Below are 23059 nucleotides of genomic sequence, written 5' to 3' on the forward strand. Positions count from 1 at the left end.
CAAAGGAATATAATGAATTGTTTTCTGCTAAAAATTATTGCAAGTCTTATGCTACTCTCCCTTACCTGCCTAGCAAACCCTAATGGCAATAGCCATGCCCCTTCTCCTTTAGCAAAAAAGCTAGGCTTACAGCACGGGGATTTAATCTTTATCAAAACTTCAGAGTCTGCCTTTGACAAAGCCATTAGCCAAGCTACGCAAAAAGATGAAGTGAGCTATACACATATAGGAATCTTTGATTTACACTTAGATTCTGTGCTGGAGGCAGAGCCAAAGCAAGGGGTAGTTCGCAAAAAGCTTGAGATATTTTTAAAAGAGAATCCGCTTTTTGATATTATGCGTCTTACTCCAAAAGTGGCTAAAAATGTGGATATACAAGCAAGTATCAAACGCGCAGAAAAGCACTTAGGGGAGCCTTATGACTTTACTTATACAGCAAATAATGGTGCGATGTATTGCAGTGAACTTGTGTATGAGGCATTTTTAGACACAAAGGGGCGGCATATTTTCAGTGCAAAGCCTATGAATTTTTACGCACCCGATGGCAGTCTGCCACAATATTGGGAAGAGCTTTTTAAGAAATTGCAAAAGCCCATTCCGCAAGGTGAGCTAGGCACAAATCCAAACGATATGGCACGAGACAAGGTGCTTATGCGGGTAAATAAGTCCTAATCTTGTTTCATAAATTCGTATAAACTCCATTTTAATGCGTAAGGAATTGAGCTACCGTGGGTTTGATTAGCAAATTCTTGATAATTTACCCCGTTGGGAATTTGAATCTTTAACATCTCCACAATCTCATCAATATCCAAATCTTGAGCTTGAAACACTTGATTGGCTTGTGTAGTTTTTTGAGTATGTCTCTCTAAGCTTCCGTATGTTAAAAACAATTTTACATTCAAGTATTCTGTGGAATTTCTCACATTATTCTTAATAAGCTGTCCTTTATCAATCCATAATGAAGGAGAAGCACTCGCATAATGAGTAAAACCACCTTTTTGATTAAATAATGTATTCAAAACAAACACACCCCCAAAAGAATGACCAAAAAGTAATTGTTTCTTAGGAGTCCCATATTGTTCTACTATAAAAGGCAAAACCTGACTTGTTATAAAGTCTAAAAACTGATCTGCCCCACCAGTCTCATCAACCCTTTGCATAAGAATAGAATCTCGTGGCACAAAAGGCAAATAATCATAGCTTCGCAACACCCTATCAAATGCCAAAGGACTATCGTGTCCAATAGCTACAATAAGGGGAAGCTTATCATACATATCAATATCAGCACTTACAAGATTGAGAATCATAGGAAAAAATGCATTTCCATCAAGAGTATAAAATACGCTTTGTGTATCGCTTTTTATTTTCGGCAGAGCAATGTGGATTTGAAACCACCGATGTTGAAGTTCTTTTATAGAATCTAGTTGCTCCACTTCCCCACACAAAGAATTTGACATAAACTCTTTAGCTTTTTTCTTTCCATTACCACTCACGCAAAAAGTCTTAATCTCAAAAAGCTCTGCCACTTCTGTATTTAATGGCTCAATCACTCCACTAGGCTTTGCCCACATACTTATATAAAATAATATGATAAAAGATAAGATTCTATACACAATCCTATCCACGCTCCATATACCCACTCTCATACAGCACAAACATAAATCGCTTCGCTATCATCTCAGCCCTTTCCATAATCATTACAATATGCTCTTCTTTTGCATACACAGATTCTAAACTCTGCTTAAAAAGCTCAAGCCACACAGCAAAAAGCTCTCTAGGAAAAGGGGGCAAGTCAAGATGAGCTTTCAAAGGGTGTCCGCTATAATCACCACTATTTAAAAGCATACCCTGCCAAAATGTCGCAATCTTTGCCTTATGCTTCTCCCACGCCATATCATCACTGCCAATCTTAGCGTTAAACACATCACCCAACCCACGCTTATCAAAACGCACCTTATTATAAAAAATATCCATAAGCCTAATAATAGAATCTTCACTTATCACATCAAATTTTTCCTGCATATTCGCTCCTTTTTGAAATTAACTTCACATATAAAATGCCATTTTTGCTAACACCACGATGAAAAATCCAAGCACCAAAGCCACCTTATGAATGCTCTTTGCCAATGGATTTTTTAGCCCCAAAAACTTACACGACAAAGACACAACCACCATACACACAATACACAACGCCAACACAACTTTTATCATCAATAGCACCTGCAAAGGCGAGTCAAAAAATCCTTGCGTTGTGCCGACATAGCGGCTTATCATCGCCCCGCCACTCAGCAGCAGCAAAAGCAGACAAAGGGGCATTATCTTCACACCCCGCTTTGAGATAACATTAAAGATTTTATCTGCTAACTCATCGCCAAGTGCCTTTTTCAGCGGACTAAGCAACACCACATCAGTAAAAATAAATCCTAAAAATATAATCGCACAAAGCAAATGCAGTGTAAGCATATACGGATAGATTGCTTCCATTTTATTCCTTTCATCAATGATAGATAGAATCTCAATGCAATGCTAGACAAAATTACACAAGAAAACATTGATATATGTTAAGATTCTCTATTTTTAAAGGATTATGTATGCAAAAACTTTTTCATATTTTAGAGCAAATGGGCAATAAACGCACATATCAACACGGCGAGATTTTATTCCTGCAAGGTGCTATGCCTACGCATTTATACCTACTTCTTAGCGGCAAAGTGCGACTTTATAAGACAAAAGAGCATATCTCAAGCACACAGCTAACGCTACATACGCTTTCATCTCCGCAATTCATCGCTGAAATGCCCTTTTTTATGCAAAGCCCCTACCCAGCAAATGCGGAATGTGCCTCAATATGCGAGATTATCACTATAAGCCACGAGAGTTTCCATACGCATTGTTTGGGGAATAGCGAGATTTGTTTGCTTTTTATCACTTCATTATGTAAAAAGATAGAGATTTTAGAATCTCACATTGCCCTGCAAAACCAAAGTTTGCAAGAAAAAGTCCTAAGCTATCTCTCACACAACAAAGACAGCCTCCATACACTCACCCAACGACACATTGCAAACGCCCTAAATATCGCACCAGAATCCCTATCCCGCACACTTAAATCCCTAAAGACACAGGGCATACTCACCACGCATAAGGGTAAGGTTACACTACTCTAATAAAATATAAATCTTAAATAAAACTTTTTTGCGTAAAGGTGTAGAATCTATGGCTTTAGATTCTACACAAGAGCTTTGGTTGTAGAATCCTTAAACACCCCATAGCGATACTCATACAGCACCACGCCCACCACCACAACGCTTGAACACACAAGCGAAAGCGGATAAGACGCCCACACACCAGCCACTCCATACAAATGCGATAATACAAAAAGCAAAGGAATAATAAAAATGAGATTATAAGAAAGTGTAATGACAAATGAGCTTCTAGGGCGTTGAATAGACTGAAAAAATATAGAACTCACAATATTTAGCCCAAGGAAAATATATCCCACATAATACACCTTCATCGCTTCAAGCGTAGGCTCTAAAATCCCCTCCTGTCCGCTTTTCAAAAATAACTTTACAAGATAAGAATCTGTCAATAAAAACACCACATACACCAAGATTCCAATCAATGTAGCAAAGCCCACGCCAAAGGCATAAACCTGCTTGACACGCCCCATTTGCTTTGCCCCATAGTTATAGCTCGCCACAGGCTGCACCCCTTGCGCACAAGAGAGCAAAATCGTAAAGCACACCACGCCCACATACATCACAATGCTATAAATCGCCAAATAGCTTACTTTCACACTTTCATTCACCGCAAGGGATACAAGCGTATGATTAAACATCACAATAACCACCGCTACGCTAAGTTCGGATATACTTTGTGGGATTCCATTTTTTGCTGAAGCTAACACAGCATTAAAGCTAAAGCGTTTTACAAGATAGATTCGCCCCTTTTTTCTCACAAAATGCGTTAAAAGTATGCCCATACCAAGCCCGTGTCCCAAAGCTGTCGCCAGAGCTGAACCAAACATACCCCATTCCCACATAAAAAGAAAAATATAATTTAAAATGATATTTGAAACCGAGCCGATAATCATCGCCATCATCGCAAGGATAGGTCGTTTATCATTAATCACAAATGCATCAAGCAATGGGTGCAGGATAATAATTGCCGCACTTAGAAAAATAACCTGCAAATATTCCACAACATAATCTAATACATCTCCACTCGCCCCAAGAGCAATGCCCACCTCCCTTGCATACACAAAGAGCAAGATTCCAATACACACAGAACTGATTAACGCAAAATAAAAAACAGAGCTAAACATTAGTCTAGCACGATGATCCTGCCCCTTGCCTAAAAAATACGCCGCAATAGCCGCCGCCCCCATACCAAAAAGCAACTCAAAAGCAATCAACACAGGAAACACAGGCCAACATAGCCCAATAGCCGCCAAAGCATCTTCACCCAGCTTTTTACCCACAAAGATTCCATCAATAGTAGAATATGTGGAGAGAGCCAACATCGCACAGAGATTTGGGATAAAAAAGTAGAAAAAAAGCTTGTAAATAGAATCATTACGCATATCTACTTTTTCATTTGTGCCTGAATCCTTTGAATTTAAATCGTTGGGATTAGCATTATTTTGGTTTAAATCCACACTTGCTACGCTCATTTTTGCCCTTAGTTATCACTCATTATGTGCCAAATATTGCAATGCTTTTTTATAGTCTTCAAGCGTGTCAATCCCCACGCTTTGTGTCTCTACAACCGCCATTGCAATGCTTTTTTTATGATATATCGCACGAAGTTGCTCTAGCTTTTCTATCTCTTCTAGCGGACTTTTTGACAGGGAGCAAAACTCCTCTAAAGTCTTAGCAAAAAACCCATAAAGCCCTAAATGCCCTAAATATGGCGTATTTTGCAACGCTTCACACGCCCCATCTCTACAAAATGGGATAGGAGAGCGAGAGAAGTAAATCGCCTCATCTTTAGCATTACACACGACTTTGACAAGATTTGAATCTGTAATTTGCTTTTCATCAATCACCTTGGCAAGACTTGCCATAAAGGGTTGTTTTTCTTTCATTAGATTCTGCAATGTCCTAATCACGCTGTGTTCTAAAAATGGCTCATCTGCCTGAACATTTATCACTATCTCATCTTTTGCCACGCCTAGCTTTTTTACCGCTTCTGCACATCTGTCTGTGCCACTAGTATGCTCTTTGCTTGTTAGCACACAAGGGATATTATGCTTTTTACACGCAGATTCTATTTGCTCATCATCACAAGCTACAACCACTTCATCAACCGCCCCCGCGTTTAATGCTGTCCGCACCACCATAGGCAGCCCACCCAAATCACAAAGCACCTTTTGCGGAAAACGCGTAGATTCTAATCGTGCCGGAATGACAATCATCTCTAACCCTCCTTTATATCTTACAAAAAACTCATATCGTTTGAAAAACATATTAGCTATCTCATAAATTTCTAAATACTAGTGGCGGATTCTATCACAAAGCCTTTAATAGGTTTATCATTTATTGCACCACCCTCGATATTTATGCATCTTTGTTATGCAAAATCCCTAAAGAGTTTGCCCACATCAACGCCACATATCACTTTATCCGCACATCTATCATAAATCCCCTTTGCACCATTTACCAAATCATCGCTTGAAATGCCGTGGCTTATGGAAATCTTTGCTTCTAAATATGCGCTTAAGTTATCAAAAATCTTTAGAAACTCGCCATACACGCCATTAAACTCATCTCTATTATAAGTCTGCATTAGGCTTTCACTATCAGCGGTATAGCAAAAATGCTCTATCTTATAGCGATTGCTAAACTCATTTTGCGTAAAATAGCTTATATCTTCTTGTATATTTGGCGGCACAATGGCTAGAATCTTCTCATTCACCGCTTCTTCTTCTATCTTTTTAATAAACTCATCAAGCCCCTTCACACTTCGCTTAATAGGCGAGATAATATCACGCGTTAGAATCTCTGGCAAATCGTGGAATAATCCGCACAAAAAGTGATTAATCCGCATTTGCTTACAACAGCCTATATCAAAGCTTACTAGATACGCACTCAACGCCACGATAAGCGTATGCCCTAGCACAGAAGTCGCTGGGATTCTAGGCGTTTGACTCCATCGCTTTTGGAATCGTAGCTGTCCAAACATCGTTACAAGCTCTCTTACATTTTCATAGAGCATAATCTGCTGCATACCCGCTAGATGATAATGCTCCTCCACTTGCTTATTAATGATATTGCGGATATTTTGGACATCATACATATAGGGATTAAAATGATAAATAATATCAAACTCCCATTTAGACGCATAGTAGTGAGAAGCTTTTAGAATCTGCCCTTCAATATTGCTTTTATTACTTGTGAGATATTCTCTCATTTGTGGGAAAAACTCATACATACTCAGTTCAGATTCTAGCTGATTGCAGACAAAATTCACAAGCTCCTTATTATGATGGGCTTGGAGCTTGTGAAACACAGGGGGTTTAATGTCCGTTAGCACAATGCGTTCAAAAAACTCAAAGCAAAACTGCAAAATCAACGCCTCCCAATCTATACGCACCCCACGCACATACTCTTCATACTTTGCCAAAAGATAAGCAATAACGATTTTATGGGCTTGTTTATCAAGCTCTACAAACTCCACAGGCGTGGCGTGGTCATTCCATCGGCGAATACTTGCTGCGACAAAAATCTTTTTTAATAGCTCCGGGCTTAATCTTGGGGGCTTTGGCATATCACAAGACATAAACGCTCCTTAATTTTTAGAATCTAGCCTATTTAGAATCACTAGATTCTATACTATTTTCTGTAAATCCCACGCAAAATGGTATTAAAAATGCTTGATAAATCCAAAAAATCAAGGAGTCCTAATATGAATCTTAAAAGCAATGTAAAAGTAGTAATTTGTGCGTTAATGGTGGCTATTGCCTTAAGTGCGTGTAGTAGCAAAAAGCAGCCGGTGGGGAACTTTCAAAGTGTGGAATGCCGCACGATTTGCTCTAATGGAGCTTGCACACAGCAATGTGTTGGTGCTAGTGGGGATTATTACGCAAAATAATTATGCTAAAAGCCTTGCATAATCTCATTTTTAGACGCTTTATTTATGTCTATGATGCGGGATATTTTGGACTTATTTATTCTATAAAGGCGATGATTGCCCTAAGCATTAGCGGGGCGATTTGCTATGTTTCACTCGGTGCAGATGTGCTTATCTGGGCTGTGATGATGGCAATGTATGTATTTTTTTTGAATGGCTTTAAAAGCAATAAAGATATGGATTGGAAATATCTTGTGCTTTTTGTGGGCTTTGTGTGTGGGCTTATGCCCATTTTTGGCATACTAGATGAAAGCTTGTGGCTAATTCTGCTTTCTTCCTTTTTTGCCTTTAGCATAGGGGTGAGTGAAGTCTATGATAGCGACTTGCCAAAAGTGCTGAATCTTGTTTTAGTCAGTGCATTAGTGGCGGTTATCTATGTAAGCTCACACCCAAATGTGCCTTTGTGGCACAGCATTTTAGCAGCTTTCATCGGCGGAAGCGTGAGTATATTTGTGAGACTTTTTGTGTCTTTTGGGGAGTATGGACGCTTTATTCAAGTGCAGTTCGCCCTTATCCTTATCTACTTATCAAGTATGAGTAAATCACTTGGGAGTAAGGACTATGCGTTATTTCAATCTACATTTATTAATCATCTGCCTTTATTGAAAAGTAAGCTCACCTCACAATCAGCTAAAATCAAAGATACACATTCTATCAAAAATCACAAACGCGCCCTATTTTATCTCTACAAGCTTGAATCTATCTGCTACACGCTTGATATACTGCACGATTATTTTAAGATTCACAATTCTGCCCTGCTTCAATCTTTGCGTGATGAGATTACACAGAATCTAGGGGAGCTTAAGCTTATCTTTTTTGGGAAAAAGCCAAATATCAGTAAAACTTCATTCCTTGAAGCCCACAAGGTGATACAAGATTCTCATTTTCTTAACGCCCTAAAGATTTTTTACTCAAAGATAGAATCTTTCACACGCCTTTCATCACTGCAATCTCAAGCCTTTGTAGAAAATCCCAAAGCAAAAACGCTAAAAAGTATGTATAAAGAGCTTCAAACAAATCCCTTGCCTTTTTTCTATGGTATTACTTATGCAAGTGCGATGAGTATTGCGATGTTTATCGCACAATTTTTTCATATCAATCACGGGGCTTGGATTGCCCTTGGGGTGATGACTATGATGAATCAAAATATAGATACGATTAAAACTTTGGGTAAAGATTCTATCCTTGGGAGTTTTATGGGGCTTGTGCTGGGGGTAATTCTAGTGCTTTTTGGCTTTGGACACACTTGGCTCTATGTGATTTTTATACTCAATCTTTTTTTAGTGATTTATTTTAAATCCTATCCTTTTATGCTTTGGTCTTTGGTGCTTATGCTTGAGCTTGTGCTGATGTTTGCTTTCGTAGATGATAATTTTATTGAGCTTATTTTGTATCGGTTTGGCGATATTTTATTTGGATTTCTTATCGCCTTTTTGACTGCTAAAATTATCTATCCGCGATATAGCGCTGATGAGTTTATCCCTAAGCTTAAAAGCACCCTGCAAAGCCTAGCCACACTCACACTTGATTTAGAGCAGGATAAGCAGCACATTTTGCAGGAACAAAATCAGCTTATACGCAGTTTTGATGATCTTTCACTCCTTATTTACAAAAATAAAGACAACAACAAACGCTATCCTGCCACTATTTTACAGCAATTTGATAGCTTACAGGAACATTTTTTAAACCTTAAAAATCTTAGCATTATTTTGTGTGAGAAGATTCAGGCTATACCACAGGAAAACACCCTGCTTTTAAAAAATGACTTAAAAGCCCTGCGTGTGCGGTATGAAATGCTTTGTGCCTTGCTAGATTCTAAGCCATATTATTTTAGCACTGATGAAGATGAGCAATTTTTGCTAAAAGATACGCAGGTTTATCCTACAATTTTAGCCATTTTTGAATCCCAAAATCATATTTATGAGTTTTTACACATTGTGGTAAAAAAATAATGATTTAAGTCAAACTTTCCTACAATATGCGACATTTTTGACGCAACATTTGCGATATTTACACAAAAGGAGTGCTATGAAAAGAGCATTAATCACAGGCATCACAGGGCAAGATGGAGCATACTTGGCAGAGTTTTTACTCAAAAAAGGCTATGAGGTGCACGGCATCAAACGCCGAAGCTCACTTTTTAACACCGATAGGATAGACCACCTTTACCAAGACCCACACATTGATAATCGTAACTTTTTCTTACACTATGGGGATTTGACAGATTCTATGAATCTTACACGCATTATTGCTGATACAAAGCCTGATGAGATTTATAATCTCGCGGCAATGAGCCACGTAGCTGTGAGCTTTGAGACACCAGAATACACCGCTAATGCCGATGGCATAGGCACACTTAGAATCTTAGAAGCGGTGAGACTACTTGGACTAGTAGAAAAAAGCAAAATCTATCAAGCCTCCACAAGTGAGCTTTATGGGCTAGTGCAGGAGATTCCACAAAGTGAGAAAACGCCCTTTTATCCCCGCTCCCCCTATGCGTGTGCGAAGCTCTATGCGTATTGGATAACGGTAAATTACAGAGAGGCATATAATATTTTTGCGAGTAATGGAATCTTATTTAACCACGAAAGCCCCATACGAGGGGAGACCTTTGTAACGCGAAAAATCACTCGTGCGGTAGCAAAAATCGCCTTAGGACTGCAAGATAAGCTGTATTTAGGGAATCTCTCTGCCAAACGCGATTGGGGGCACGCCAAGGACTATGTCCGTATGATGTGGATGATTTTACAAGCGAGTAAGGCTGAAGATTGGGTTATTGCCACAGGCGTTACCACCGAAGTAAGAGACTTTGTCAAAATGGCATTTAATGAGCTGGGCATTGAGATAGAGTTTAGGGGTGAAGGTGTGAATGAAAAGGGCTATATCAAGGCTTGTAATGGGGAGTTCAAACTTGAGCTTGGCAAGGAAGTAGTGTGTGTGGATGAGCGCTACTTCCGCCCAACCGAAGTGGATCTACTCATCGGCGATGCGAGTAAGGCGAGAGAGAAGCTAGGGTGGATTCCAGAATATGACTTAAACGCCCTTGTGAAAGATATGATGCAGAGTGATTTGAAGCTTATGCAAAAGGATAAATACCTAAAAGATGGCGGCTATAAGATTCTAAGCTATTTTGAGTAACACATACGCAGAGATGGCTAAAATCTAAATAATAGCGACTATACCCACTCTCCGTCATTGCGAGACTTGCCGCAGGGCAAGGCGTGGCAATGAGCAATTTCTAAGTTTGCCGACTTCTAGCAAATACACCCTTTCACAAAATCGCAGGGCAATGTTTTCATCGTGGGTAATCAACACCACACTCGCCCTACTCTCCCCCTGCCACTCACGCAAAAATGCCAATACCTCATCGCATAGCTCATAATCAAGCCCTGATAAACTCTCATCTAAAATTAAGATTCTAGGATTAAGCAATAAAGCACGGATAAGGCAGATTCTCTGTGCCTCCCCACCGGAAATCATCGCTACACTTTTATCTCCACTATTGCGATACTTCCACGAACAAAATATAGCTTCTTTAGCAAAACAAAGTTAAGTCTAAAGCTTCTTAAATCAATCTATATTTATTTTGCTTTTTTATCATACAAAGGGCTTTAAGCGTGAAACATCTCGTATAAATCTCCATTCTTGTTATTGTTTTTTATGAGAGAAAGGAACTTATTTTACTTAAAGGGTAGTGCCGAGGCACAAAAAGCAAACTCCCTGAAAAGCACCCAAGAGACACTGCAGATTAGCAGATTCTAGGGAGTAGCTCCCCTTGTGGATACTCCACATACCTCCTAGCCCCCCACGCATTAGAGATGATCACCCGTGCATTTTTGACATTATCCACTTTTTTGCTAATCCGCCCTATCACACACGCGTTTTTGCCAAGGCTATGGGAATGCAACATCTCTAGCACCCTTTCACTCTCCCCCTGTGGCACAGCCATTACACATACACCCTCATTTGCTAGGCTCAATGGCTCAAGCCCTAGAATCTCACACACCCCCTTCACTTGCGGCAAAATGGGAATGCCACCCTCATCAATTTCTATCTCCACGCACATAGCCTTAGCCCACTCATTCAGCACCGCTGCTAAGCCCCCCCTTGTCGCATCACGCATACTATGAATCTTACATTCCCTTAATCTCTCAAGCATAGGGTAAAGCTGCGCACAATCGCTTTGTAAATCGCTTTGTAAATCTATCTCATTTCTTTGGCAGAAAATCACCGCTCCGTGTGTGCCAATCGCCCCACTTACGATAATCTCATCGCCTATGGCTAAATTTTTCACACTATATTCCGCACTCTGAATCTCCCCCACTGCCGTGGTGTTAATAAATATTTTATCCACACTGCCCTTTGGAGTGACCTTTGTATCCCCTGATAGAATCTTTAGCCCACCCATAAGGGCTTCTTGCTTGATAGAAACTAAAATCTTTTCTAAAGATTCTATCTCAAAGCCTTCTTCAAGGATTAAGCCAAGTGTGAGATACATAGGCTTTGCCCCACGCATAGCCACATCATTGCTTGAGCCACACACACTTAGTTTGCCAATATCGCCACCGGGAAAAAAAATCGGGCTAATCACATAACTATCCGTGCTTATGGCTAAGGGCTTTTTGCTGTCAAATACCCCCGCATCTTCGCCACTATGCACAAGCACCTCGCCCAAAATCTCATATATAATCTCTTCTAAAAGCAGATTAGATTCTAATCCCCCACTGCCTTGAGAGAGTGTAATTTGTGTTTGTTTCATAATAAGTCCTCTAAAGTGATAAGTTGAGCTTGTTGCAAGATCGCTGATAAAAGCTGTTCTTTTTGTCTGCTCCAAAAGGCATAATCGCACACGATAAAAAGTCGCTTTTTCACACGCGAAATAGCTACATTTAGGGCATAAAGGGCGTGGGTTTGATATGAATTTGTCAAATGATAATGCAAACTCACCGGTGAAAAGATGACATTATCAAACTCCTGTCCTTGTGAGCCGTGAATGGTAAAAATCCTATCGCGTGGGATTTTAAGCCCAAGCTTCTGCCTTTGCTTCACAAAGGGCGTGATTATAGCATATTCACTCGTTTTTAGCTTTGTGCTTAGAATCTCACACACCTTCACTTCACTTTGACTGATTTGTGTCTCTACCTCTTGCTTTGCTCCACTATCAATAGCAAAAATCTCCATAGGCTCATCTTTGCCCCTTAGCCCGATACGATATACATATCTATCCAAAATCTGTGCGAGATTATCCCCATAGCGATGTGTGCGACTTAGATTTACACATCGCATTTGCCTATATTGTGGGATTTCTCCACTTTGCTCATACGCTTGTGCGAGATTTTTAGGCTTCTCACCATTAAAAAAAGATTCCAAAAACAAAGCAGAGAGATTCCACACAAACGCATTTTCATTCTCTTGTTGCATAAGAGCAGTTTTTGGCATTTCGCATACGGGAAACAGCTGCTTATGATCGCCAAAAAAAGCCAGTGGTGTGCCTTCCAAGCATAACGCACAGGTTTTAATCAGCGGTGCATACGCACATTCATCTAAAAAAATATGGCTAAAACTTAGCTCCAAACTCTCATATCGCTTGATAAAGCCATCAAGGGTTACGCCCACCACACAAGCTGTTTTCAAGCGAGTTTTAAGTGTATCTTGAAAATTAAAAAGATTCGTTGCTCCCTTTTGCTGCAACAAGCTAGGATCGCAAGTCTGCCAATACGCATTCATATAGCCCATTGTTGGTGTGCCAAGCCGCAAAATACTGCTTCTATCTAGCCCTAGCGTATCAAATTGCTTAATAAGCGTAATAAGCACCTGCTCCAAGGCATTATTTGTCGTTGTTACAACCGCCACTCTTTTACCCTGTCTCATATAATGCAAAATCGCTTCAAACAGCACCTTTTGGGTCTTACCTGTTCCGGGTGGTCCCCATACATAGCTTAAAGGCTCACTTAGCACGACTTTTAAGGCTTGATTTTGCTCTCCGCTCAAAGTGGGGATAATGGGAATAACGCTAGATTCTATATATGTAGGTAGCTTTAGCCTATCGCCAAAATTTTCAAAAAACTCTTCCACATTTTTAACCAAAAACTTCAAATCGCTAAAAAGTCTAAGCTTTTTTAGATTTTTTTTCACGCTCTCTTTGAGTGTAGAATCTAGCGTGAGATACACAACCTTTTGACGCTCATCATAATATTGCAGCTCAATATTCTCTTCATCGCCCACCATATAATGCGTAGAATCTATATCCAAAATCAAAGCACTACTAAGCTTCAAATCCATATCCGCCACATTGCCCCTAAGTGAAAGAATAAGTGTATCATCTTGCAATGTCGGCACACTAATGGGGATTTCACTCAAACCCAGATTATGTGATGAAAGATACTCATAATACCGCTTTGCCCCATCGCATAGTCGCTTTTTTATCTCACTCATACTGCCACCATTTTGTAACACGCCATTACACCCCTATAATGTGCCGTATTTATAATACGCCGCACAAGCCCCCTCACTACTCACCATACAGCTTCCCAAAGGATTGCTTGGCGTGCAAGCTTTGCCAAAGACTTTGCAGTCAAAGGGTTTTGCCACTCCACGCAGTATATCCCCACAGCGACAAGCCTTATTATCCGCCACAGAATCTTTACTCAAAATCTCATCGAACACCACTTCAGCATCTATGTATGCGTATTGCTCTTTGAGTTTTAAAGCTGAATCTGCGATATTGCCAAGCCCACGCCACTCAAAGCTTTTGCGTTTGGTAAAGTATTTTTCTACCAATGCTTGGGCTTTAAGATTCCCACTCATACTGACTACGCGTTTATATTGAATCTCAAGCTCACTTCTGCCCTCCACCTTTTGCTTCACAAGCCTATACACACTCTCCATCATATCCACCGGCTCAAAACCACTCACCACCGCAGGAATACTATACTTCTCTACAATATCTTTATAAATCTTAGCTCCACTTATCGCACTCACGTGTGAAGGGGCAATCAAAGCATTAATGCGTGAATTTTTAGAATCTAAAATCGCACATAATGGCGGGGGAACAAGCACGTGATTAATGTGAAAAAAGAGATTTGTAATATTTTCTTGCAGGGCTTTTTCCACAAGGGCGGCAGTCATTGGCGTTGTTGTCTCAAAGCCTATGGCAAAAAATACAACCTTTTTTTGCGGATTATTTTTTGCTATCTCTAAAGCCTGAAGTGGGGAATACAAAAACTGCACGCTAGCCCCCCTAGCCCTTGCATCTGCCAAGCTCCCAAAAGAACCCGGAATCTTAATCATATCGCCAAGGCTTAATAATATCGTGTCTTTTTGCATCGCTATTTCATAGGCTTGATTAATGCGATTTTTAGGCATTACACACACTGGACAGCCCGGTCCGTGGATAAACTCAATATTTTCTGGCATAAGCTGAGTTAGCCCATATCGCATAAGTGTGTGCGTATGTCCGCCACACACTTCCATAATCACAAGCTTTTGCTTTAAACTTTGAGCTAGAATCGCAATCTTTTTAGCAAAGCCTGCGATTACATCTTTATCGCGAAAATTTTCAATCAAATCTAAGCTTATCAAATCTAAATTTGGCATATCACGCTCCAAAATATTATAAATTAAATATATCTTTGCTTTTTAGCACCCCCCCCCCCCCCAGCGTATTTTCTGCAAAGATTCTTTTGGCAAAAGAAGTGTGCTTTTAAAAAAGAATAGAAAAATAAATCGCCTTGTTTGAAAAAGCAATCTTACACATTCTCGCACGATTTTAAGAAGCAATGATGGCTTTTGCTCACGCCCACTAATTGTAGTATTTACCCCCACTTCTTGTATCACAGGCTTCACACATACAATAGGAATCTTATGGATATAAAACATATCCATATAATCATCAACAGGGCGATACCACGATTTAGCAGATTCTATAAATGCCTTTGCAGCTGTGGGTGTGAGATAGTAGCCTTGTGCGCCAGAGACATTATTAAAAGTAAAGTAAAAGCCTTTTTGCAAATCATAAAACTTCGCCTTTGTGATAAGATACATAAGCCTTACATACGCAAACTCACTTTGTTCTATCCGTTCTAGCTCTTGCCAAAAATGCGGGAGAATCTCAACATCATCTTCTAGCACGATTATGGGTTCATTAGATTCTATACATTTTTGCCAAAGTGTATAATGACTTGCAAAACAAGCTCTTTCTCCATCGCTTAATTCTTTTCCACGAAAAAGTAAGCTTTTTATTTTAGAGTATTGTTTGAAATCTAAATGCTCTTTTTCTTGTGCGTTAATAGCATTAAAAAATATAATCTCATATTTTTCTTTTAATTTTGAATCTAGATTCTCAAATTGCTTTGTCATTAAAGCTTTGCGTTCCGTGGCTTGAGCGAGATTGATGATGAAAAGTTTCATTCTCTAACTCCGCCATTAGCATTAAGCAACGCTTCATCTTCTTCTTGCATTGCTTTTAAAATCTCATCATAAAGCCTTAAGCTTTCCATCGCACTTAGCTCATCAATCTTGCTCATCACAAAGCCTATGTGCAACAGCACCCATTCCCCCACCTTCACAGATTCATCTAGCAAGTCCAAACTCGCCTCACGCCTTACACCAAGCGTATCCACTACGGCTATATTATTCTCCTTTAGCTCCACAACTTTAGAGGGTATAGCTAGACACATTTTCGCTCCTTAAAACTGATGATTTGAATGGTAATTTTGTGCTTTTCTCTGCTTTATAAAATCTCTCACTTTCTCAATACTCGCCCTATCCTTAGAGCTAGTGAGTAGAAGCGGGACATTTGCCTTGAGCTGTGCTAAGTCATTTTTCACGCGTTCAAGGCTAAAATTAAAATGCTCCATTAAATCCGCCTTACTCACAATCACCGCGTCCGCACACATAAACATTGTAGGGTATTTTAGCACCTTGTCATCACCCTCCGGGCTTGAGAGTAGCACTAGATTCAAACTCGCCCCCAAGTCATAGCTTGCCGGACACACGAGATTCCCCACATTTTCTATAAATAAATACTCCATTGCCGCAAAATCGCATTGCTTTTCTAGATCATTGAGAGCTGATTCTATCATCAAGGCTTCCAAATGACACGCCTCCCCCGTGCTGATTTGATGGGCACTCACCCCCTTTGTCTTTAGCCTATCCGCATCGCGATTTGTCTGTAAATCCCCCTCTAAGACGCAAAATCGTAACCCCTCGCACTCGCTTAAAGATTCAAGCAATGTCGTTTTCCCACTACCGGGCGAACTCATAAGATTCACTACATATACACCAAGCTTTTTATACCGCTCCCTTAGCTCATTTGCTTTTACATCATTTTTTGAGAGAATCTTGCGGACAATCTCAACAGATTTTTTATTCAAATTTGCGTTATTTGCTAATCGCTCATTGCGATTAAGCCCTTCAAATTTTTCACTCATTTTACATCTCCTTATGTTGCTCCATACTGCCAAAAACCGCCTGTCCAAAGCTAATATTAAAATCATTGCAAGGTAAAATCTTATGCATATAAAAAGGTATATTATGTTTTTTAAACAAAGCGTGGATTCTATCACACAAAAACTTATTTTGAAACACCCCGCCACTAAAATACACGCACACCCTTTTTGTTTTTAGCACCTTTTCACTCATCTCTAAAGCCATATATGCCAAAGTCTCTAAAAACCGCTTTGCCCCCCTTGCCTTATCTTGCGTTTTTAGAATCTCTTCTATCATCGCTTTGCAGTCAATCTCGCCATTATCAATCTTAAATGGATAGGGAGAGACTTCCGCCCTTTCACGCAAAGCATAAGATTCTAATAATGCTCCACTTTGCCCCTCATAACTTTGAGTTTCTAAAATCCCAAGCAAATACGCCACACAATCAATAAGCCTCCCCATAGAACTTGTGCCTAAAAACACTTTGCTTTCAAACGCATTTTGCAAAAGGCTTATATTCTCTCTCTTTTCTATCGCTAGATTCTGCGTTTGTATGCCATAGCTCCATAACAAGCCTAGTGTGAGCCTACCTATCTCTTTGATACTCCCCTCCCCGCCTAGCAATGCAAAGGGCTTAAGAGAAAAGATTCTACTCATACTTTTATGCTTAGAATCATATATAAAACTCTCCCCGCCCCAAATGCCCCCATCTTCGCCTAAGCCTGTGCCGTCCCATATAATGCCAAAGCCATCATTGTTTAAGGCACTAGATTCAGCCAAAATCGCATAAAAATGGGCTTTATGATGACTAAGCTGTAAAAATTGCGGTGAATCTAAACTTGTCGCAGAATCCGTAGCAGAATCTAGCAAGGCTGTGTCATTTACAAGATTCTTAGCTAAATGCGTTGAAGTATACTGCGGATGTAAATCGCTCACTATCACCTTAGGCTTATTCACATAAAGGCTAAGGAAAAATTGCAGCTCTTTTTCATAACGACATATAGAATCTACACTATGCAAATCCCCAAAATATGGGCTAACAAGCGTATTTTTATAGGCTATGCTTAAGCTTGATTTTTGCTGTGCTCCTAGGCTTAAGCACATTTTTTTGCTTCCAAAGGGTAAAAATAGCGGTGTAAAGCCACGCGATAAACGCAAAGGGCGTATCTCCCCTGCCATAAAACGCATAATACTATCATCAAGGGCGTGGGTAATCTCCCTATCATAATCAAGCACCATATCAAACACGCCACTAAGCTTTTCCATAAGCTCATCAAGACTAGTGATAATAGGCGTTCCACTGACATTTGCACTTGTGAAAATAAGCGGAATATTTAAGAATCTAAACAGCAGGTGCATTATGCCATTGTAGGGCAAAATCGCTCCAATGCTTGATATTTGCGGTGCTATAAGCTCTAGGGCATCTTGACTTAGAATCGCATTTTCACGCTCATTATGCGGGCGATTATAAGGGCGTTTATTGAGTAGCACAATGGGGGCTTGTGGGGATAATAGAGCTTGTTTCTCACTCTCATTTATCTCCGCCACAGAGGCTATGTCTTGCAGATTCTTAAACATAATAGCAAAGGGTTTTTTTGAGCGATTTTTGCGTTTTTTTAATGTCATAATGGCTTGTGTATGAGCTGCACTTGCGATGAGATTAAACCCGCCTACACCCTTAATGGCAATAATCTTACCTTCCATTATTTTTTGAGCCACAAGGGCTAGGAGCGAAATATCACTTGTGGCTTTGGGGTAGGCAAATATGTAAGATTTTTCAACACTAGGGATAATAAGACGCATTCTAATGGCACATTGATTGCAGGATATGGGCTGGGCGTAGAATCGGCGGTTTGTGGGAGTGTGATACTCACGCTCACAATCTTTGCATTTTTTAAATTCCCGCATTGAAGTATTAGCCCTATCATAAGGCAGAGCGTGGATAATAGAATGCCTAGCCCCACAATAAGAACAGGTGGTAAAAGCATAGTCCTTAAAGCGTGGATTCTGCCTTGAGCTTTGTTTTGTATCTTGTTTTATACCTTGTCCTGTATTACAGCCCATATCCTGTAAGCACACCTGACATATCGCTACATCTTGCGGCAAAAAGAGCCTGTCATCTTGCTTTTCTGTGCTTGAAGCAAGGATTCTAAAATCGCTATAAGGGGGGCTAACAAAAGGGACTTGGTGCATTGTGTGAGCGTGTATAACGGCATTTGGCGGGGGATTTTGCAAAATCTGCTGCAAAAACTGCTCACTTTGGGTTGAAGTAGATTCAAGATAGATAAAGAGAGAATTATGGCGATTTTGCACATAGCCTTTGAGATTTAAGCTCGTGGCTACCTGATACACAAATGGGCGGAATCCCACGCCTTGGATTATGCCAAAAAGCTCTATGGCGTATGCGGTTTTTATATCTCTATCTTTTACATCTGGCTTGGGAACTTGTATATAGGCACTTTTCATATGCGAAGTATAGCATTTAAACTTGATAGAATCTAGCATACAAATATTTATGCAATTCTTGTCTAAAAACACTCAAATTTCTAAGATTAAGTATGCTAAAATACCGCACTATTTTTAAAGGAGCATAGTAATGAAAGAAGCCGGAATTGAACTTATGAAAAATACAAAAAGTGTAAGAGATATTGATGTGAATGGCAAAAGGGTGCTTATCCGTGTGGATTTTAATGTCCCAATGGACGAAGATTTTGACATTTCTGATGATACGAGAATCCGCGAGGCACTGCCTACGATTAATTACTGCATTGATAATCACGCTAAAAATATTGTGCTTGTAAGCCATCTTGGACGCCCAAAGGGTAGAAGTGCGGAATTTTCACTCAAACACGTTATCAAGCGTGTGGAGCGACTTTTGGGACGAAATGTGGGGTTTGCAGAAAGCATTGAGGAAGCAGCACTATTACAGGAGCAAAGCCCAAGTGGCAGTGTGATTTTATTAGAAAATATTAGATTTTGCGTTGGGGAAGAAAAAAATGATAAAGATTTATCGCAAAAACTTGCCGCTCTTTGTGATATTTATGTCAATGATGCCTTTGGGACAAGCCACAGAGCGCACTCTAGCACTTGCGGAATTGCGGAGTTTGCTAAAGAGCGTGTGGCGGGGCTGCTTCTTAAAAAAGAGATAGATTCTTTTGCCAAAGCTATGGCAAATCCGCTAAAGCCCGTGTTGCTTATCGTTGGCGGTAGCAAGGTGAGTTCAAAACTCGCACTTTTATACAATATCCTTGATGTTGTGGATAAGATTATCATCGGTGGGGCAATGAGCAATACATTCTTAAAAGCTTGTGGATATGATATGCAAAAATCCCTTGTGGAAGAAGATCTTGTGGCGGAGGCTAAAAAGATTCTAGAACACGCTAGGGAAAAAAAGGTAAAAATTTACCTGCCTGTTGATGTGGTAAGCACTGATGATGTGAAAACGCATACACAGATTAAAATCACACCAGCACAAGATGTGCCAGAGGGCTTTATGGCGGTGGATATGGGACCTGCGACAAGTAAGCTTTTTAGCGAGGTGGTGAGAGATTCTCAAACGATTATTTGGAATGGACCTTTGGGAATCTATGAGATTCAAGCCTTCTCTCGTGGGACATTTAATCTCGCTCACGCTGTGAGTGATACCTATGCTTTTAGCCTGATTGGCGGGGGCGATACGGCTGATGCGATTGATAGGGCGGGGGAAAGAGATAATATGAGCTTTATCTCCACAGGTGGCGGGGCGAGTTTAGAACTACTTGAAGGTAAGATTCTCCCTGCATTTAAGGTGCTGGAGCAAAAGTAAATAAAATGGCATAACAATGGATACAAAGACAAAAGTTAGCGTTGTCTATATAGCAATCATAACGCTTTCTAGCGTCTATATCCCCCAACCGATTTTACCGCTTCTAGCCCTAGAGTTTAACACCACTGCACAAAACGCATCTGCCATTACTTCCATCACACTTTTACCTATGGCATTTGCACCGCTTTTTTATGGCTATTTTTTAGAAAATCATCAACCAAAATTGATTTTAAGTCTTTCACTATTTGTTGCAGGAATCTTTCAAATTCTCCTTGCTTGGTGCGAAAGCTTGGAGACTTTTTTACTCTTGCGTTTTATTCAATCCCTATTTTTCCCAGCTATTCTTACCACACTACTTACCATTCTCACACGCTCACAAAGTGGCTCTTTGCAGTTTAATGTCAGCATTTATATCGCCTCCACCATTGCAGGTGGGCTTATTGGCAGAATGGGTGGAGCATATCTCACAGAGCTTTTTTCGTGGCAAATATGCTTTATCCTTTTGGGAGTGAGCTTAACACTAGGTGGAATCTTTAGCCTATCTTGGATTGCAAATCAAGCCTCCAAGCTTACTCAATTTACATTCTCACAGATTCTCCCACTACTTGGCAATAAAACTTCGCTAGTGGTGCTAGGTAGCGTGTTTGTGATGTTTTTTAGTTTTCAGGCTGTGCTTAACACTCTGCCTTTTTATGCAAAAGAGATGTTTCCGCATATCAGTCAAAATGAGCTTGGTAGGCTGTATTTGGGCTATAGCATAGGGATTGTCGTTTCACTTCTTGCTAATCCTATCATCAAGCTTTGTGGTGGCAGAGAAAAAACCATTTTTTTAAGCCTAAATCTTTTTGCCCTAGGGCTGTGTGTCTTTCTTTTGCATTCGCTTATGTGGATATATGTGGGAATGTTTGTTATGTGCTTTGGCTCATTTATCGCACACTCCGTGCTAAATGCTCTCAACAACTCACTCACTCCAAAGTATAAAGCCGCTTCAAGTGGGCTTTATCTCAGCTTTTATTACACAGGCGGGACGCTAGGCTCTTATCTCTCATCTTTTGTTTTTGAGCTATTTGGTTGGCAAATGCTTATCATCTCACTTGCAATCACTCTTAGCCTTACATCATTTGTGTTTTACCATCATATGACTCATATCAAAAAGGAGGCCTAATGGATTTTACGCTGATTTTTGAAGCAATGATTGCTCAAAGCCCAGAAGAAAAGCTGAAGCTTATTGCCAATATAGAGCAAATGGCACAAGAGCTGTTAGAAAGTGAGAATCCACCTTCAAACACGCTAGATTCTTATTATTTAGAATCTAGCTTCCAAACGCAGGAGATACAGCATTTTTTTACCGACTTTCACTCCCCTATTCGCCCACTTCGCACCCCATCATATCAGCGATTTTGCACTATCACCCACCCTACAAAAATCCGCCGCCCAAGGCATATCAAAAGCGTGCAATCCCTTGCTAAAGTATTGCATTCTATCGTGCATATTGAATATAGTGCGATTGATTTAGCCCTTGATGCGATGTATCGCTTTAGACATTTGCCCCTGCAATATTACCGAGATTGGCTTATTGTGGCATTGCAAGAGGCAAATCACTTTAGACTTTTGCTAGATTCACTTCATAGTTTAGGCTATGAATATGGAGATTTTGCTGTGCATTCCCAGCTTTTTGACGCACAGAGTGCTACACAGGATTTTAGAGATAGAATGGCATTGCTTCATCGTGGCTTAGAAGCAAATGGACTTGATGCAAATCCTTTTGTGGTAGCTAAGATTGAGCGTTTTGAACACGAGAATATTCCGCAGATTCTACAAACGCTTGAGATTATCCTGCACGATGAGATAGAGCACGTAAGAAAAGGGGATTTTTGGTGGAGATATGCCAATACCAAAACAAGCCCAGAGGACTTTCTAGCAATACTTCAAAATTTTAAGCAATTCCACTCCGTGCCAAAGATACTCAATCACAAAGCAAGGCTACAAGCAGGCTTTTCTGCTGAAGAGTTGGAGTGTTTAACACACCTTTATTCCACAAATTCATAGCACATCTTACAGAATTATAAAATCTACTTTAAAGCCCTAACATACTTTTTAATACACTTTATTGCCCAGTCATAATGACTTGAAGTGCTGCTCACACAATAGCTACCAAGACTTGTGTTGCCACACCACTTATAATGCTTTTTCACAAAAAGTGTTTTATGCGGTAAAGTGGCGATAAGCTCCATTACTTCTGTATGGCTTTGATAAAGCAAACTTTTTGCGTGTTCTAGTGAAGTGGCGTGGTGTTTTTCTTTAATTGCCCAATTCATTTTTGGATAAGTTTTGAAGTTGTAGGGTGACGGCAAAAAAGGGATAAAATCGCTGGTTTTATTGAGATTTGTCCGCACAAAAGTAAGCAGTAGAATCTGCCATTCATATAAATGGATAAGCACATCTTTAAGTGTCTCGTCGCGTTCATTGTAGGCAAAATGAGTATTTTGGGCACCAAGCGGGATAGATTCAATAATTGCGAAAAGCTTTTTAAAATTTGTCTGTGAAGCTTCTTGTAGTTGCGACTTTGTCGTAGGGCGAGGCATTTATTTCCTTTCTCAAAAAATCCAAATCTTTGTAGCAAATCAATTGACTCCAACACAACACCATCAAGTAACACTATCTTAAATCCATAAAACCAAACAAATTCAATCA

At 40.0% G+C, this 23059-nt stretch carries 23 protein-coding genes; 8 read left to right on the top strand and 15 right to left on the bottom strand.

The genetic code is table 11. The features are described 5' to 3' along the window. Window positions 1–12: 12 nt before the first annotated feature. Complete coding sequence (locus tag LS74_RS02345; RefSeq protein ID WP_034585713.1) at window positions 13–672, top strand: YiiX/YebB-like N1pC/P60 family cysteine hydrolase; 660 nt, start codon at window positions 13–15, stop codon at window positions 670–672. Here LS74_RS02345 and LS74_RS02350 read toward each other — a convergent pair. From LS74_RS02350 to LS74_RS02360, 3 genes are read right to left on the bottom strand one after another with little or no spacing between them, the layout of a single operon-like run. Beyond that, window positions 669–1646, bottom strand: coding sequence for an alpha/beta hydrolase (locus LS74_RS02350; RefSeq protein ID WP_236096771.1), 978 nt, complete (start codon window positions 1644–1646; stop codon window positions 669–671). The two genes, LS74_RS02345 and LS74_RS02350, sit on opposite strands and share 4 nt — an antisense overlap. Beyond that, entirely contained in the window at window positions 1618–2022 is a 405-nt protein-coding gene (locus LS74_RS02355; protein WP_034585716.1) for a group III truncated hemoglobin, read from the bottom strand. Before LS74_RS02355 ends, LS74_RS02350 begins: the two co-directional genes overlap by 29 nt. Window positions 2023–2046: 24 nt before the next feature. Then, a complete protein-coding gene (locus LS74_RS02360) occupies window positions 2047–2484 on the bottom strand; it encodes a copper resistance protein CopD (protein ID WP_034585719.1) in 438 nt (145 codons plus the stop codon). Window positions 2485–2591: 107 nt separating this feature from the next. Here LS74_RS02360 and LS74_RS02365 point away from each other — a divergent pair, with 107 nt between their 5' ends. Next, on the top strand, window positions 2592–3164 hold the full coding sequence (locus LS74_RS02365; RefSeq protein ID WP_034585722.1) for a Crp/Fnr family transcriptional regulator: 573 nt from the start codon (window positions 2592–2594) through the stop codon (window positions 3162–3164). A gap of 62 nt (window positions 3165–3226) precedes the next feature. Here the strand turns inward: LS74_RS02365 and LS74_RS02370 are convergent, their stop codons facing one another. The 3 genes from LS74_RS02370 to LS74_RS02380 all read right to left on the bottom strand — a co-directional run bounded on the left by LS74_RS02370 (window position 3227) and on the right by LS74_RS02380 (window position 6780). After that, entirely contained in the window at window positions 3227–4672 is a 1446-nt protein-coding gene (locus tag LS74_RS02370) for an MATE family efflux transporter (RefSeq protein ID WP_034585726.1), read from the bottom strand. A 15-nt stretch (window positions 4673–4687) separates the two neighbouring features. Next, the gene (gene kdsB, locus LS74_RS02375; RefSeq protein ID WP_138128762.1) at window positions 4688–5416 is read right to left on the bottom strand and encodes a 3-deoxy-manno-octulosonate cytidylyltransferase; all 729 of its coding nucleotides are present in this window, start codon (window positions 5414–5416) and stop codon (window positions 4688–4690) included. A gap of 155 nt (window positions 5417–5571) precedes the next feature. After that, window positions 5572–6780, bottom strand: coding sequence for an HD domain-containing protein (locus LS74_RS02380; protein ID WP_138128746.1), 1209 nt, complete (start codon window positions 6778–6780; stop codon window positions 5572–5574). A gap of 126 nt (window positions 6781–6906) precedes the next feature. On the opposite strand from LS74_RS02380, the gene LS74_RS02385 reads away from it, so the two are divergent. From LS74_RS02385 to gmd, 3 genes are all read left to right on the top strand, one after another. Next, a complete protein-coding gene (locus LS74_RS02385; protein WP_034589554.1) occupies window positions 6907–7092 on the top strand; it encodes a hypothetical protein in 186 nt (61 codons plus the stop codon). A 2-nt stretch (window positions 7093–7094) separates the two neighbouring features. Then, a complete protein-coding gene (locus LS74_RS02390) occupies window positions 7095–9083 on the top strand; it encodes an FUSC family protein (protein WP_138128748.1) in 1989 nt (662 codons plus the stop codon). 76 nt (window positions 9084–9159) lie between these two features. Beyond that, on the top strand, window positions 9160–10269 hold the full coding sequence (gene gmd, locus LS74_RS02395) for a GDP-mannose 4,6-dehydratase (protein WP_034589543.1): 1110 nt from the start codon (window positions 9160–9162) through the stop codon (window positions 10267–10269). 54 nt (window positions 10270–10323) lie between these two features. Here gmd and LS74_RS02400 read toward each other — a convergent pair whose 3' ends face one another. The 8 genes from LS74_RS02400 to hypF form a co-directional block, all read right to left on the bottom strand. Next, complete coding sequence (locus LS74_RS02400) at window positions 10324–10611, bottom strand: ATP-binding cassette domain-containing protein (protein WP_236096772.1); 288 nt, start codon at window positions 10609–10611, stop codon at window positions 10324–10326. 268 nt (window positions 10612–10879) lie between these two features. After that, window positions 10880–11890 (bottom strand): hydrogenase expression/formation protein HypE, encoded by a 1011-nt coding sequence (gene hypE / locus LS74_RS02405; RefSeq protein WP_034589108.1) that lies wholly within the window; start codon window positions 11888–11890, stop codon window positions 10880–10882. Beyond that, window positions 11887–13566: an AAA domain-containing protein gene (locus LS74_RS02410; protein ID WP_236096773.1), complete on the bottom strand. Its 1680-nt coding sequence runs from the start codon at window positions 13564–13566 to the stop codon at window positions 11887–11889. Before LS74_RS02410 ends, hypE begins: the two co-directional genes overlap by 4 nt. 33 nt (window positions 13567–13599) lie before the next feature. After that, on the bottom strand, window positions 13600–14727 hold the full coding sequence (gene hypD, locus LS74_RS02415) for a hydrogenase formation protein HypD (protein WP_138128750.1): 1128 nt from the start codon (window positions 14725–14727) through the stop codon (window positions 13600–13602). A gap of 42 nt (window positions 14728–14769) precedes the next feature. Further along, window positions 14770–15540: a glycosyltransferase family 25 protein gene (locus LS74_RS02420; RefSeq protein ID WP_236096774.1), complete on the bottom strand. Its 771-nt coding sequence runs from the start codon at window positions 15538–15540 to the stop codon at window positions 14770–14772. Continuing rightward, window positions 15537–15809, bottom strand: coding sequence for a HypC/HybG/HupF family hydrogenase formation chaperone (locus tag LS74_RS02425; RefSeq protein ID WP_034589533.1), 273 nt, complete (start codon window positions 15807–15809; stop codon window positions 15537–15539). Before LS74_RS02425 ends, LS74_RS02420 begins: the two co-directional genes overlap by 4 nt. A gap of 9 nt (window positions 15810–15818) precedes the next feature. After that, on the bottom strand, window positions 15819–16562 hold the full coding sequence (gene hypB / locus LS74_RS02430) for a hydrogenase nickel incorporation protein HypB (RefSeq protein ID WP_034589532.1): 744 nt from the start codon (window positions 16560–16562) through the stop codon (window positions 15819–15821). 1 nt (window position 16563) lies between these two features. Then, window positions 16564–19098: a carbamoyltransferase HypF gene (gene hypF / locus LS74_RS02435; protein WP_236096775.1), complete on the bottom strand. Its 2535-nt coding sequence runs from the start codon at window positions 19096–19098 to the stop codon at window positions 16564–16566. A 58-nt stretch (window positions 19099–19156) separates the two neighbouring features. Between hypF and LS74_RS02440 the strand changes: the two genes are divergently transcribed. The 3 genes from LS74_RS02440 to LS74_RS02450 are packed head-to-tail and all read left to right on the top strand — an operon-like array spanning window position 19157 to window position 22414. Then, window positions 19157–20365, top strand: coding sequence for a phosphoglycerate kinase (locus tag LS74_RS02440; RefSeq protein ID WP_138128754.1), 1209 nt, complete (start codon window positions 19157–19159; stop codon window positions 20363–20365). Between the two features lie 16 nt (window positions 20366–20381). Then, a complete protein-coding gene (locus LS74_RS02445) occupies window positions 20382–21530 on the top strand; it encodes an MFS transporter (RefSeq protein ID WP_034589261.1) in 1149 nt (382 codons plus the stop codon). Continuing rightward, on the top strand, window positions 21530–22414 hold the full coding sequence (locus tag LS74_RS02450; protein ID WP_034589262.1) for a ferritin-like domain-containing protein: 885 nt from the start codon (window positions 21530–21532) through the stop codon (window positions 22412–22414). The genes LS74_RS02445 and LS74_RS02450 overlap by 1 nt, the downstream gene beginning before the upstream one ends. Window positions 22415–22437: 23 nt before the next feature. On the opposite strand, the gene LS74_RS02455 is transcribed toward LS74_RS02450, so the two are convergent. Further along, window positions 22438–22950 carry a ClbS/DfsB family four-helix bundle protein gene (locus tag LS74_RS02455; RefSeq protein WP_034589264.1) on the bottom strand — a complete coding sequence of 171 codons (513 nt, stop codon included), beginning with the start codon at window positions 22948–22950 and terminating at the stop codon, window positions 22438–22440. Window positions 22951–23059 lie beyond the last annotated feature (109 nt).

Origin of the sequence: Helicobacter magdeburgensis (assembly GCF_000765825.2) — a bacterium.
Classification (GTDB): Bacteria; Campylobacterota; Campylobacteria; order Campylobacterales; family Helicobacteraceae; genus Helicobacter_C; species Helicobacter_C magdeburgensis.